Consider the following 14,550-nt stretch of genomic DNA (forward strand, 5'->3'; position numbering starts at 1 on the left):
GGTACAAGAGTTGCCATCGCATTCCTAGGCTACAGTCGATAACCTGATAGCCCGCGTTATAAAGAAAAGGCGTAACATCGACATCTGCTCGGTGTTACAAAGAACAGTAACAGGAACCACAATGAGTGAAATGACTCAAACTGCCGAAGAGCAGCCAATTGATGAGTTGGTGGGCTGGGTCAAGCAGCATGATTTTTCATTAAATTTGCCGCCTGAGCGATTGGCATTTCTAATTGCTATCGCAGTACTAAGCAACGAAAGGTTCGATGAAGAGTTAGGTGAGGGTGAACTGCACGACGCGTTTACCATTGTCACTCGTCTGTTCGAAGATACCGGCGAAGCCTCAGCGTTTCGCGCAAACAACGCAATCAATGAACTGGTAAAACAGAAATTGATTAGCCGTTTTACCAGTGAGATTACCGATGGGGCGAGCATTTATCGTCTATCGCCGCTCGCAATTGGTATTTCAGATTACTACCTACGTCACCGCCAATTCTCGAAGTTAAAACTATCGATTCAACTATCGATGGTTGCTGACGAGATGGCGAAGGCCATTGAAGCCGCACAAAAAGGCGGAACGCCGGGTCACTGGCGCAAAAACGTTTATGGCGTCCTAAAATACTCAGTTGGCGAGATTTTTGACCAAATTGATCTTAACCAGCGTGTAATGGATGAGCAGCAACAGACGGTTAAACAGCAGATCGCGGACCTTCTTAACAAAGATTGGCGTGAAGCGATCAACAACTGTGAAGCTCTGTTATCTGAAACCTCTGCAACGTTGAAAGAGCTTCAAGATACCCTACAAGCTGCTGGTGATGAACTGCAGACACAGATTCTTGATATCCAGGAGATTGTGTATGGTGACGACGAGCTAGAGTTCGTTGGTGAAACCCTGTTCGGTTTGCAGATGAAACTAGACCGAATTACAAGTTGGGGCCAGCAAGCCATCGACTTATGGATTGGCTACGACCGCCACGTACATAAGTTTATTCGTACTGCCATCGATATGGATAAGAACCGAGCGTTCAGCCAACGTCTGCGCCAGTCGGTTACTGACTACTTCGACGCACCTTGGCTACTTACTTACGCGGACGCTGAAAAGCTCACAGATCTACGTGATGAAGCACTGGTTCTGCGTGATGACGAGGTGATGGGACAAGCGCCACTTGATGTCGAGTATGAAGAATTTGAACAAGTGAATGATTACCTCTCAGACAAAATCGCTGAGATGTTGAAAGTTCACAAACAGCAAGGGACGCCAATCGACCTTGGCCTAGTACTGCGAGACTACCTTGCAGAACACCCTCGCACACACCATTTTGATTTAGCCAGAATTGTTGTCGACCAAGCGGTGCGCTTAGGTTACTCAGAGTCTGACTATCAGGCGATCCAACCTGATTGGCAGGCAATCAACGATTTCGGTGCAAAGGTACAAGCAAATGTCATTAACAAGTACTGATGATTACATGCCAGAGAAACTGGTAAAAGCGATTGCGAACCCACTGTTCCCAGCGCTTGATAGCATGCTGCGTTCAGGTAAGCATATTTCAACAGAAGACCTAGATAATCACGCACTGTTGGCGGACTTCGAACTGGAACTTCAACAATTTTACCAGCGCTATAATACTGAGTTGGTAAAAGCGCCAGAGGGCTTCTTCTACCTACGTCCTCGTTCAACCTCTTTGATTGGTCGAAGTGTACTCTCAGAGCTTGATATGCTGGTGGGTAAGGTGCTGTGTTTCCTTTACCTGAGCCCAGAGCGCTTGGCTCACGAAGGTATCTTCACTAACCAAGAGTTATTTGAAGAGTTAATGACTCTGGCTGATGAAAAGAAACTGATGAAGCTGGCAACCAATCGTGCTTCTGGTTCTGATCTAGATAAAGAGAAGCTTTTCGAGAAAGTGAGAACGTCTCTGCGTCGTCTGCGTCGTATCGGCATGCTAATTTCTATCGGTGAAACGGGTAAATTCCGTATCAGTGAGGCTGTATTCCGCTTTGGTGCGGACGTACGCGTTGGTGACGATATGCGCGAAGCGCAACTGCGCCTAATCCGTGATGGTGAAGCCGTAGTTCATACTCAAGAACCAAATCAAGGTAGCTTGCTTAATGAAGAGCAAGAAGAGACAGAACAAGATGCTCAACAAGACATTTTCGATGACGAAATCATGAGCAACGAACAGACAAAAGAAGAAGGTGAAGCATGATTGAAAGAGGTAAGTATCAATCGCTGACCATGGTTAACTGGAACGGCTTCTTCGCACGTACTTTTGACATCGATGGTTTGGTGACAACCCTTTCTGGCGGTAACGGTGCGGGTAAATCGACTACGATGGCCGCGTTTATTACGGCATTGATCCCTGACCAAACGCTTCTTCATTTCCGAAACACAACGGAAGCGGGTAGCTCACAGTCATCTCGTGATAAAGGCTTATACGGTAAGCTACAACCGGGTGCGTGTTATGCCGCTCTTGATGTGGTGAACTCGCGAAATCAGCGCCTATTGTTTGCGGTTAAGCTTCAACAAGTAGCGGGTCGTGACAAAAAAGTAGACATCAAGCCATTCCTAATTCAAGGTCTTCCAAGCCATGTGAAGCCAACGGATGTACTGATTGAAAACGTATCGGACAGCCATGCGCGCGTATGTCAGCTCAATGATGTAAAAGCCGCGGTTGCTCAGTACGAAGGTGCTCACTTTAAAGCGTTCTCTTCTATCGTTGATTACCACGCTCAAATGTTCGAGTTTGGTGTTGTACCTAAGAAATTGCGTAACAGTGGCGACCGTTCTAAGTTCTACCGTCTGATTGAAGCATCTCTGTACGGTGGTATCTCAAGTGCAATTACGCGTTCATTACGTGATTACCTATTGCCACAAAACGGTGGCGTAAAGAAAGCCTTCCAAGACATGGAATCGGCGCTACGCGAAAACCGAATGACACTAGAAGCGATCAAGACAACGCAGTCTGATCGTGATTTGTTCAAACACTTGATCACAGAGTCAACTAATTACGTGGCAGCAGACTACATGCGCCATGCGAATGATCGTCGCAATAAGCTTGATCAGACGATGAAGCTACGTGGTGAGCTGTTCGGCTCTCGTGAAACCTTGCTTGAACAGAACAACTTACTTAATCGAGTGCAAGAAGAGCTTGAGCTGCTAGTTGAACAAGAGTCTTCGCTTGAACAAGATTACCAAGCGGCTTCAGACCACCTACAACTTGTACAAACAGCGCTGCGCCAACAAGAGAAGATTGAGCGTTACAGCGAAGATCTTGAAGAGCTTAGCGAGCGTCTAGAAGAGCAGATGATGGTCGTTGAAGAGGCGCAAGAGCGTGTTCTTCTTGCTGAAGAGCAGGCGACTATTACTGAAGAAGAAGTGGACAGCCTGAAAACACAGCTTGCGGATTACCAACAAGCCCTAGACGTTCAGCAGACTCGTGCCTTGCAGTACCAACAAGCGGTACAAGCGTTGGAGAAAACCAAACAGTTATTGGACGATGAGTCCATTACTGCAGAAGGCGCATTGACGCTGGTTTCTGACCTTAAGACGCAAGAAGAACAGAGCACGCAACACCTTCTAGCAACGAAGCACAAACTGGATATGTCGTCAGCGGCGTCTGCTCAGTTTGAAAAAGCACTGTCTCTCGTAAAAAGCATTGTAGGTACGGTAGAGCGTAGTGAAGCATCACAAGCGGCTAAACAAGCGCTTGATAAAGGTCGCAACGCAAAACATATTGTTGAAAACGAACAGCAATGGCGAGCTCAGCATCGCGATATGGCTCGTGATGTTGCACAGCAGCGTCAAGCAAAAGAGCTGGCTGAAGCGTACCAGAAGCAACACAACACTCAGCTGAATGATGAAGCGGTCTTTGAAGAAGAGCGCGAGCGTCATGCGATGCAGATCGAAACGCTTGAGTATGCTCAAGAAGAGTTGCGTGAAGCGAAGAGTGAAAAGCGTCGTGTACAGCATAATTATGATCAAGAGATTCAAAAACTTGAAGCAATTGCTCCTGCGTGGATTACAGCAAACGACGCCTTAGACAACCTGCGTGAGCAAACGGGGGCTGAGCTAGAAGACAGCCAAGCGGTGATGACTCAAATGCAGCAAGTGCTTGAAGATGAAAAAGCACAGTCTGTCGCGAAAGATCAATTGGCGAAACGTCGCAGTGAACTCGAACTTGAGATTGAGCGTTTGGCTTCACCTGGTGGTTCAAACGATCCTCGTTTGAAAGGCCTGGCTGATACTCTAGGTGGCGTGCTTCTGTCAGAGATCTACGACGACATTACCATCGACGATGCACCGTACTTCAGTGCAATGTATGGTCCTGCTCGTCACGCGATCGTGGTATCGGATCTTGACGGTATTAAAGAGAAGCTGGTGGATCTTGAAGACTGTCCAGAAGATCTGTACATCCTTGAGGGTGACGTTGACGCATTCGACGACAGTTCATTCAATGCCGATGAACTGGAAGGCGCAGTGTGCGTTCAGTTAAATGATCGCCAAATGCGTTACTCACGCTTCCCAGACATCCCGTTGTTTGGTCGTGCGGCTCGTGAACAGCGTCTAGAGAAACTGCGTGAAGAGCGTGATGTCGTCGTTGAAAATCATGCGAAAGCTGCGTTTGACTCTCAGAAGCTAAACCGTCTGTACCAAGCGTTCAATACGTTTGTTGCGAAACACCTGCATGTCGCGTTCAATGCGGATCCTGAGCAGGCGTTGGCATCGGTACGAGATAAGCGTAACCAAGTGGTTCGTGCCCTAGCTGAGTTGGATGCGAAAGAGCAGCAGCAACGTAGTCAGCTTGCACAGAGCAAACAAGCATTAGCCGCTTTAGATAAGCTAGCCCCTATGGTTCGTATTTTAGAAGACGAAACCTTAGCAGAGCGTTTGGCTGAGCTAGAAGCGCAACTGGAGCGTCTAGGTGAAGCGAAATCTTACCTGAGCAATCACGGTAAAGCGTTGCAAAGCCTAGAGCAAATCGTGACTGCTCTAGATGCAGACCCAGAGCAGTTTGATGCACTGGAAACGGAATACAAGCAAGCAGACCAAGCACTGCAAACCTTAAAGGCGAAGGTGTTTGCACTGTCTGATCTGATTGAACGTCGTCACTATTTTGCTTACTCAGATTCAGTAGACCTACTCAACAAGAGCAGCGAGCTGAGCGAGCAACTAAAAGCGAAACTGGTTCAAGCTGAACAAGCACGTGCTAAAGGTCGTGATGGCTTGAAGCAAGCTCGTGAGCAAATGAACCAATACAACCAAGTATTGGCGGCTCTGAAGAGCTCACACCAAGCGAAACTAGAAACGGTTCAAGAGTTCAAACAAGAACTTCAAGAATACGGTGTGAATGCCGACGAAGGTGCTCAAGAGCGTGCTGTTCGTCGTCGTGATGAGCTGCAAGAGCGTTTGCATACGTCACGTAGCCGTAAGAGCGAATACGAGCGCACTATCACTTCAACTGAGCTTGAGATGAAATCTCTGGCTAAGCGTCTGAAGAAGGTACAGAAAGAGTACGTTGAGCTGCGCACTTTTGTGGTTGCAGCAAAAGCGGGTTGGTGTTCAGTGCTTCGTTTGGCTCGTGAAAACGATGTTGAGCGTCGCCTACACAAGCGTGAGCTAGCTTACCTGTCGGCTGGTGAACTGCGTTCTATGTCGGATAAATCTTTGGGTGCACTGCGTTTGGCTGTTGCCGACAATGATGATTTGCGTGATGCACTGCGTCTGTCGGAAGACAATGCACACCCAGAGCGTAAGGTTCTATTCTACATCGCTGTGTACCAACACCTACGTGAGCGTATCCGTCAAGACATTATCCATACGGATGATCCTGTAGAAGCGATCGAAGAGATGGAAGTGGAGCTTGCTCGATTAACGGAGGAGCTAACACAACGTGAAAACCGTCTAGCGATCAGTTCTGAGTCGGTAGCAAGCATTATCAAGAAGACAATTCAGCGTGAGCAAAACCGTATTCGTATGCTCAACCAAGGCCTATCGAATATCTACTTCGGCCAAGTTAAGGGCGTGCGCTTGCATGTGAAGATCCGTGAAAGCCACGAGATCTTGCTGACGGGTCTAGCTTCTCAACAAGAGCAGCACAAAGATCTGTTTGAAAGTTCTCGCTTCACCTTCTCTGAAGCAATGGCGAAGCTGTTCCAGCGTGTGAATCCACATATTGATATGGGCCAACGCTCGCCACAAGTACTCGGTGAAGAGCTGCTTGATTACCGTAACTACCTAGAGCTAAGCGTGGAAGTAAATCGTGGTTCTGACGGTTGGCTACAAGCTGAGTCAGGCGCGTTATCAACAGGTGAGGCGATCGGTACTGGTCAATCTATCCTATTGATGGTTGTTCAAAGCTGGGAAGAAGAGTCACGTCGCCTTCGCAGCAAAGACATTGTTCCATGTCGCCTGCTGTTCTTGGATGAGGCAGCGCGTCTGGATGCGAAGTCCATCTCTACTCTGTTTGAGCTGTGTGATCGTCTAGGCATGCAACTTCTGATTGCAGCACCGGAGAACATTAGCCCTGAGAAAGGGACAACCTACAAACTGGTTCGTAAGGTCTTTAAAGATCATGAACACGTACACGTTGTCGGATTGCGCGGCTTTGCTCAAAACCGAACAGAGTCACCCATTCAAGAATTGATTGAAGAAGCGTAACAAGCGCGAGTGAATAGCAAACAATAGATAACTAAGCCCCTTTTCGAAGGGGTTTTTTTTGTGTCCGAAACAGCCCTCACTAAATCCCTTCATACTTTATGGTTAATATCAATGGAACGAGTTTGCGGTCACACGCACAAAACCACAATTAATGTATGGTAATAGTAACCATGATGAAATATTAATAATATTGTATTACTTAATTGTTCATTTTAGATGCTGTGTAAGGAAGGTTCACTATGATTCAGATTGTGATTGATGGGAAATACCGCATTGTCGAGCAGGGGCAAACAGTGCTCGAAGCTGCGAATACATGTGGTGTAGATATTCCATCGTTATGTGGGTTGAACCGCTCTGGTGAAAAGATCCCTTGTGACCTTTGCGTTGTTGAGGTTGAAAGTGGGGGTATGCAACGAGCTTGTGAACTGGAAGTCTACCAAGGTTTAACCGTTAACACGCAATCTGAGCAAATCAGTCAACATCGCCATCGCGCGTTAAATCGAATCATGTCTGATCACTACGCCGATTGTGAAGCGCCGTGCCAGACGGCTTGTCCTGCTGGCGTAGATATCCAATCTTACCTGCATCACATCGCGCAAAACGATTCGTTGAAAGCGATAGAGGTCATCAAACAAACCTTACCTATGCCATTGTCGATTGGCCGCGTATGCCCAGCTTTTTGTGAAACTGAATGTCGCCGCAACTTAGTGGACGATTCAATCGCGATACGTCAGCTAAAACGTCACGCTGCAGATATCGACTTAGAAGCGCAACAAAGCTACACGCCCCCGAAGAAACCGGACAATGGAAAGCGAGTCGCGATTGTGGGAGGTGGGCCTGGTGGGTTGACGGCAGGCTACTATTTGGCGAATGAAGGCTATCAAGTTGTTGTCTATGAATCGATGCCTAAAGCGGGTGGTTGGCTGCGTTATGGTATTCCTGAGTACCGTCTACCAAAATCGATTCTAGACAAAGAAATTGAGTTGATGTGCCGCAATGGAATGGTGATTGAATGCGATAAGAAGTTGGGTGAAGACTTTTCGCTGTCGAGTTTATCGCAAGATTTTGATGCCGTTTGTTTAGCGGTTGGCGCTTCCAGTGCAGTAGAGATGAATTATACGGGTAGCGATTTAGAGGGTTGTTACCTCGGTGTCGACTATCTAAAGGATTACGTTACTGACAAGCAATATACAACTGGCAAAAAAGTGGCGGTTATCGGTGGTGGTAACACCGCGATTGATTGCGCTAGAACCGCCGTCAGAGCAGGTGCTGAGACAACACTTATATATCGTCGTACTCGAGACGAGATGCCAGCAGAAGATTATGAAATCGAAGAAGCTGAACACGAGGGTGTTAAATTTCACTTTTTGACTAATCCTGCAGAAAATCTCGCAGATGAAGATGGCCGTGTCAAAGCGATTCGTCTAGAGCGAATGGATCTCGGGGCACCAGATGCTTCAGGGCGACGTAGCCCGAAAGCAACTGGAGAGTTTTTCACAGAAGCATTCGACACTGTGATTGCAGCCGTATCCCAAAAGCCAGACTTGAGCTTCATGACCGATGAGCTTTTAGAAATTCCACTTACTCGTTGGAATACAGCGGATGCCGACCCCGATACCATGCACACAGGTGTGGGCAATATCTTCAGTATTGGAGATTTCAGACGCGGCCCTGCAACAGCGGTTGAGGCGGTGGGAGATGGTCGTATTGTTGCACAGGCGATTGACCGTTTCTTTAGCGGCACTATGACACAGTTACCAGTGAAGCCTTTCAATTCACGCAAAGAGAAGCAATTAAAAGCAGTTGAACGGCAACAATATCAAGCGATTCAAAGTGTCGCCCGAAAGATTATGCCTGAGCTAAGCGCAGAGCAGCGTGAACAAAGCTTCGATGAAGTTGAACTCGGTTTCACCAACGCTGATGCGATTGAAGAAGCGCAGCGTTGTCTAGAGTGTGGGTGCCAAGCGAATACGCAGTGTGACTTGCGTGACTACGCGACAGAATATCAAGCCGTGCAAACATTCAATGATTATAAGGTCGATGTTACGGATGATGCGGTCTGGCAAGCAGTAAAAGCTAAGCAAGGGAATAGTAGCCAGCAACCAAGACATAAGTTTGAAGTGGATGCGAGTTCAGAGTTCATCGTCTTTGATGCCAATCGATGTATCAGCTGTGGTCAGTGCATTCAAGCTTGTCGAGAGCAAAATGTTCATGGTGTTTTAAGCTTCATGTGTGCACAAAATGGCAAGCCAAGCTCTAGACCGGAGCTTAGACCGAATTTTGGTCCGAATCAGACGCGAATGGGCGACTCTAACTGCGTTCAGTGTGGCGCTTGTGTTCAAGCGTGCCCTACGGGTGCAATGGTAGATGCCAGATACAAACAGCAAGGCTCTGTAGAACAACTAAAAAAAGTCGATACCATCTGCACCTATTGCGGTGTGGGTTGCAAGCTCACTATGCATGTTGACGAGTCGGCGAATAAGATTCGTTACGTAGAAGGGGCTAACTCGCCAGTCAATGAAGGCATGTTGTGTGTCAAAGGTCGTTTCGGGTTTGATTTCGTTGCTAGTGACGAGCGACTGACAACACCCTTGATACGTAAAGATGGTTGGTTACAGCCTGCTGGCTGGGATGAAGCCATTCGTTTGGTTGCCGACAAGTTTTCCGCAATTAAGAAAGGTGTTGGCAGTCAGGCGCTAGCGGGCTTCTCTTCAGCAAAAACCACCAATGAGGACAACTACGTCTTTCAAAAATTTATACGTCGAGAGCTAGGCACAAATAATGTCGATCACTGTGCACGCCTTTGTCACGCTTCGACCGTCACTGGGCTTGAAGCGTCACTGGGCAGTGGTGCAATGACTAATGATATTCCGAGTATCAAACACTCCGATGTTATCTTTATTATCGGCTCGGATACTACATCGGCACACCCTATCATTGGCTCTCACATTAAGCAGGCTGTGCGACATGGCGGCGCACGGCTGATTGTGGCTGATCCTAAGCGCATTGATATTGCCGATCACGCCGAGCTTTATCTAGCGCATAGGCCGGGCACTGACGTTATGCTGCTTAATGGCGTAATGCAGCAGATCATCAAACATGGCTGGTACGATCAAGAGTATATCGAAGAGCGGGTCGATGGCTTTGACACCCTATTGCAAGAGGTGATGTCGCCAAGCTATTCGCTGGAAAAGGTAGAGCTCGTAACTGGCGTTAAAGCAGAAGATATTTTTGCGATGGCGCGATTGATAGGCACAGCTGAACGTACAGCTGTCTATTACTCCATGGGCATTACCCAGCACACGACAGGGCACGATAACGTTCGCTCGATTGCCAATTTGCAGTTGCTGTGTGGCAACATTGGGATTGAGGGAGGCGGCATTAATCCACTGCGAGGACAGTCAAATGTGCAGGGTGCTTGTGACATGGGGGCGTTGCCAAACAATCTGCCGGGCTATCAGAAAGTCTATAATCCACTGGTTCGTAAGAAGTTTGAGATGGAATGGGATGTTGCTGAACTGCCTGCTGAGAGCGGTTTAACACTCACTGAAATCATTGATGGTGCGTGCAAGCGTGAAGTTCGTGGACTGTATGTGATGGGCGAAAACCCAGTACTGAGTGATCCAAACCAAGCCCATGTGATTGAAGGTCTTGAAGCACTCGATTTTCTGGTGGTACAAGATATCTTCTTGACCGAAACGGCTCAATACGCAGATGTTGTCTTGCCGTCATGCTCGTTCGCAGAGAAGTCTGGGCATTTCACTAATACGGAGCGTCGTGTGCAGCGTATCAACCCTGCGGTAAAACCGCCGGGTGAGGCGAAAGAGGATTGGGCAATCATTCAAATGCTGGCTAATGCCATGGGCAGCGATTGGAATTATCAGTCGGTAGCAGATATTACCAATGAGATCGCTCGTGTAACCCCACAATATGGTGGATTACGTTGGGAGAACATTACGATAAACGGCATTCAGTGGCCAAGTAACAAAAACAACCCTGATGGCACTCGTATTATGCACCAAACTCAGTTTACACGTGGGAGAGGGCAGATGGAGGCGATTCCATTTAGATACGCTGCAGAGCTGCCAGACGAAGAGTATCCTCTAGTACTGACCACAGGACGTATCCTTGAGCAATTCCATACTGGGACCATGACTCGTAAAACCAAAGGGTTGGATAATTTGGCGGGGCCTAGAGCTATGATCAGTGTGTATGATGCTGAGGCGCTCAATATCAACAATGGTCAGATGCTGAAAGTATCAACACGTCGTGGCGAAATTGAAATTGCTGCATTTGTAACCAAGCGTATGCAGAAGGGCGTGGTATTCATCCCGTTCCACTTTGTGGAGTCACCGGTGAATCGTCTAACGACAACAGCAACAGACCCACATGCGAAGATCCCTGAGTTTAAAGTCGCAGCGGTTAAGGTCGAGCCCGTATTCACTGAGCAGAGTGTTCACGTGTGATGTTTGAAAGTACCTAAAAGTACAGAACACAAAAAAAGCCGCATAGTCTGACTGTGCGGCTTTCGTTTTTATTAATAGCGCCGATGTCGTTGTTATTTTTGGCTGCGGCTGCTCTTATTCTATGTGTACGCCAAACTGCTTTGCAGCGTATGCGACACGCTCAGCGGGTTTCGGATACTCAGCTGGTGTGCCCAAGTTTTCGATGTGATGAAGACGTGGCAATAACCCAGCCCCGTTAGCAATCTGAATCGCCAGTCCTGGACGAGCGTTCAATTCAAGCACCATTGGGCCTTCCTCCTCATCAAGTACCATGTCAGTACCCATGTAACCAAGGCCTGTCATTTCCCAAGCACTCGATGCCAGAGTCAGCAACTTTTCCCAGTGAGGTACCTGCAGTAGGGCAAGCTCTTTACCTGTATCTGGGTGATGGGTGACGGGTTGGTCAAATTGCACCGCTCGTACAGCTTTACCAGTGGCAATATCAATGCCCACGCCTACCGCACCTTGGTGAAGGTTAGCTTTACCATCGGAAGCCGATGTTGACAGGCGCATCATAGCCATCACAGGGTAGCCTTTGAATACGATGATACGTACGTCAGGCACCCCTTCATAACTGAAGCCATCAAAGCAGCTGTCGAACTTAATTAAGTTCTCAACCACCGCCACATCGTTTTTACCACCTAACGAGAACAGACCCGCAAGTGCGTTACTGATGTGACGCTCAACGTCCTCTTTACCAATCGTCGAACCGGATGGTTTGGTATAAACGCCGTCTTTGTGAGAGGTGATAACCAAGATGCCTTTCCCACCACTGCCTTGTGCTGGTTTGATGACAAACCCAGGCCAGTCTTGGACCATCTTGTGGATAGTCTTCACTTCTGCTTGGTGACTAATGACACCAATCAGTTTAGGTACGGTAGCACCCGCTTGTTCAGCGATGATTTTGGTTTTTAGCTTGTCATCCACCAAAGGGTACTTGGAGCGATCATTATAGCGACCAATGTAGCTATGGTTACGCTTGTTCATCCCCATGATGCCTTTGTCTTTCAACTTAAACGGCGATGTAAACTGTTCAAACATAACTTAATCCTCCGCTAGCGGTTTAAAGCGACGTAGCTCAGTTAAGCGGTAACCTGTGTAAGTACCTAGTAGTAAGATGCCGCCTAGGACAATAAGTTGTAGACCAATAAAGTTAAACGTTAAGTGCTGAATGAACGGGTTGGTCATTGCCAAGTAAACAAGAACAGCAGTCAGTAGCGAGCCACCACCTTGTAGCACAACCTCTTTTGCACCTTCTTCTTCCCAAAGGATAGACATACGTTCGATAGTCCAAGATAGGATGATCATTGGGAAGAACGTAATCGATAGACCTTCAGTTAAACCCACCTTGAACGCGACTACAGTAAAGATAGAAATGATCATGATTACCGTAATAATCACCGCGGATATCCGCGCCACCAGCAGAAGGTTAAGTTTGGATAGATAGCTACGAATCACCAGACCCGTACCAACGATAAGTAGGAAACCGACAATACCGGTGACCAATTGCGTTTGTACGAACGCTACCGCGATCAGAACAGGCATGAAGGTGCCTGATGTCTTCAAGCCGACGATAACACGCAGGAACACAACGATGAGCGCACCAATTGGAATCAGCATGATGGTCTTAAACATCGCCTGTTCTTCAAGTGGTAAACTGTGGATCGAAAGGTTCAGTAGTTGGTCTGCTGAAATCTTGCTGTTTGTCGCTTCAGTCGGTGTCACCTCTTGGGCAATCATAGAGAAGTGAACTTTACTGTTCTGACCGCCGACAACGTCTAGTAGTGAAACGTTCGATTCATCCCAGATCAGTAGGTTTGGCTGAACTTGTTTTTGACTAGACTCTGTAGAGAAAAGTACCCATTGGTCTTTATCCCAAATCTGAATCATATGTTGGATAGATTGGCGACGACGGCCATCTTCTAACTCGATCACGCCAACAACTTTACTGTGGATTCCGGCAAAGGAAAGTAACTTGTGTGCTGCTTCCACTTTGTCCATGTTGTTGAGGATAAGTGCCGAGTTTTGGCTGTCTGGATCATTGAGTGTTTTAACGAGCTCACGAGTGAAAGTGAGGTTGTCTGCAGAGCGCTGAGTTGCGCGGTCGATAAGAGCCTTTGCTGCCGCTTCTTCAGGGCCATCAAAGCTTGGCGTGGCGACTTCGCCTTCCGGTGGAATCGCGTTAACCTGTGCTTGAGGGTCAACTAAGAACTGGGTCTTGTAATAGATGGTTTGGGCGCCGCTAGCGTGACGGATAGACCACTCTGCACGTCGACCCGTGTCAGTATTTACGTAAGAGATACCGTAGCCTGGAGAAGACGCGGATTCGCCGATGAGTGTGTAATTTGATTGTGTGTGAGGAGCGGCCAGAGAAACTTTCGCTTCTTGGTCCATTGCGTTGAACTCGATTCGAGCCTCAACGTCCCAAACTTGTCTGGTCTCCCCTGGCGTCCATGGCACACCGTAAGTCGTGTGTCTGAACACACTCAATGCAATGCCAGCTACGATGAGCAGCACGATCGAAACATAAAATGGGATTCTTGACGTCATAGCTTACCCTACTATTTGTTATTTATTTTTCCGTTTGTACGTACTTTTTACTTACATCCACAAGGGCAATGTCTTTGATAAACTCACGCCCCAGTAATACAGGGTGACTCATTTGCGAGCGATCCGCCAATGTAAATTGCGCTTTTTCATGGATTTTTCCAACTTTCACCCATAATTCGATCACAGCTCGACGTTCTGTCTCGTCACTAGTCGATTGGCGAATCTTCACGTAGCGTACAACGGGGGCTTCAATCCACTTTTGGTCTTCTTCTGATTGTGACTTGTCAGCTAGATGAAACTTAACCCAATTGTTGCCGTTGCGTTCGAATTCTTTGATATCTACCGCATTCAATGACGATGTTGTCGCGCCTGTATCTACACGCGCATCAAACTTTTGTTGGATTGACTCAATCGTGACCTTTTCAATGGCACCAAGAATGGTCGGCTGATCGTTTGAAACAACTGGGGCTTTAGTGGCAACCACTTCTTCCTCTTCGATCTCTTCGATCTGTTGTTTTTCGAGAGTAGTAAGGTGGACTTCAACTTCATTGGATAAGGCGATGATTTCTTCTTCTAGACTTTCGATATAGTCACTTTGATTACTAAGTTGAAGTTCTAAGTTTTGAACTTTATTTGCGATGTTTGTTTCTGATTTTGCGATAGCATCCAGAGTTTCTTGATGATAAGCGGCACCGTTAGTGAGAGTACAGCCAGAGAGCAAACCAACCGCCAGAATAGGCGATAATCGCTTAAACATATATAAACCTTTGAAATTAGAAAATAGTTCAGACTATTGAATAGTTTAGCCCACAAAAAAGGATGCGTGAAGCATCCTAATGT

At 47.3% G+C, this 14,550-nt stretch carries 7 protein-coding genes; 4 read left to right on the top strand and 3 right to left on the bottom strand.

The window, feature by feature from the left end; translation table 11 throughout:
• Positions 1–121: 121 nt before the first annotated feature.
• The 4 genes from mukF (at position 122) to fdhF (ending at position 11,121) form a co-directional block, all read left to right on the top strand.
• The gene (mukF, locus tag vsple_RS05265; protein WP_239840602.1) at positions 122–1,459 is read left to right on the top strand and encodes a chromosome partition protein MukF; all 1,338 of its coding nucleotides are present in this window, start codon (positions 122–124) and stop codon (positions 1,457–1,459) included.
• Positions 1,440–2,204 (top strand): chromosome partition protein MukE, encoded by a 765-nt coding sequence (mukE, locus tag vsple_RS05270; RefSeq protein WP_255230996.1) that lies wholly within the window; start codon positions 1,440–1,442, stop codon positions 2,202–2,204. The genes mukF and mukE overlap by 20 nt, the downstream gene beginning before the upstream one ends.
• Positions 2,201–6,655: a chromosome partition protein MukB gene (gene mukB, locus vsple_RS05275; protein WP_261882875.1), complete on the top strand. Its 4,455-nt coding sequence runs from the start codon at positions 2,201–2,203 to the stop codon at positions 6,653–6,655. Before mukE ends, mukB begins: the two co-directional genes overlap by 4 nt.
• A 239-nt stretch (positions 6,656–6,894) precedes the next feature.
• Entirely contained in the window at positions 6,895–11,121 is a 4,227-nt protein-coding gene (gene fdhF, locus vsple_RS05280) for a formate dehydrogenase subunit alpha (RefSeq protein ID WP_261882876.1), read from the top strand.
• 114 nt (positions 11,122–11,235) lie between these two features.
• Here fdhF and vsple_RS05285 read toward each other — a convergent pair whose 3' ends face one another.
• From vsple_RS05285 to vsple_RS05295, 3 genes are read right to left on the bottom strand one after another with little or no spacing between them, the layout of a single operon-like run.
• Positions 11,236–12,201 carry an alpha-L-glutamate ligase-like protein gene (locus vsple_RS05285; protein ID WP_261882877.1) on the bottom strand — a complete coding sequence of 322 codons (966 nt, stop codon included), beginning with the start codon at positions 12,199–12,201 and terminating at the stop codon, positions 11,236–11,238.
• Positions 12,202–12,204: 3 nt separating this feature from the next.
• Positions 12,205–13,710 (bottom strand): inactive transglutaminase family protein, encoded by a 1,506-nt coding sequence (locus vsple_RS05290; RefSeq protein ID WP_255230992.1) that lies wholly within the window; start codon positions 13,708–13,710, stop codon positions 12,205–12,207.
• Between the two features lie 22 nt (positions 13,711–13,732).
• Entirely contained in the window at positions 13,733–14,467 is a 735-nt protein-coding gene (locus tag vsple_RS05295; protein ID WP_261882878.1) for an ATP-dependent zinc protease family protein, read from the bottom strand.
• Between the last annotated feature and the right edge of the window lie 83 nt (positions 14,468–14,550).

The organism is Vibrio pelagius (genome assembly GCF_024347575.1).
GTDB lineage: Bacteria > Pseudomonadota > Gammaproteobacteria > Enterobacterales > Vibrionaceae > Vibrio > Vibrio pelagius.

What these genes read in the sequence shown, in the direction of transcription:
- fdhF (WP_261882876.1), top strand. Translation starts at nt 6,895, where the DNA reads ATGATTCAGATTGTGATTGATGGGAAATACCGCATTGTCGAGCAGGGG.
- mukF (WP_239840602.1), top strand. Translation starts at nt 122, where the DNA reads ATGAGTGAAATGACTCAAACTGCCGAAGAGCAGCCAATTGATGAGTTG.
- mukB (WP_261882875.1), top strand. Translation starts at nt 2,201, where the DNA reads ATGATTGAAAGAGGTAAGTATCAATCGCTGACCATGGTTAACTGGAAC.
- vsple_RS05295 (WP_261882878.1), bottom strand. Translation starts at nt 14,467, where the DNA reads ATGTTTAAGCGATTATCGCCTATTCTGGCGGTTGGTTTGCTCTCTGGC.
- vsple_RS05290 (WP_255230992.1), bottom strand. Translation starts at nt 13,710, where the DNA reads ATGACGTCAAGAATCCCATTTTATGTTTCGATCGTGCTGCTCATCGTA.
- mukE (WP_255230996.1), top strand. Translation starts at nt 1,440, where the DNA reads ATGTCATTAACAAGTACTGATGATTACATGCCAGAGAAACTGGTAAAA.
- vsple_RS05285 (WP_261882877.1), bottom strand. Translation starts at nt 12,201, where the DNA reads ATGTTTGAACAGTTTACATCGCCGTTTAAGTTGAAAGACAAAGGCATC.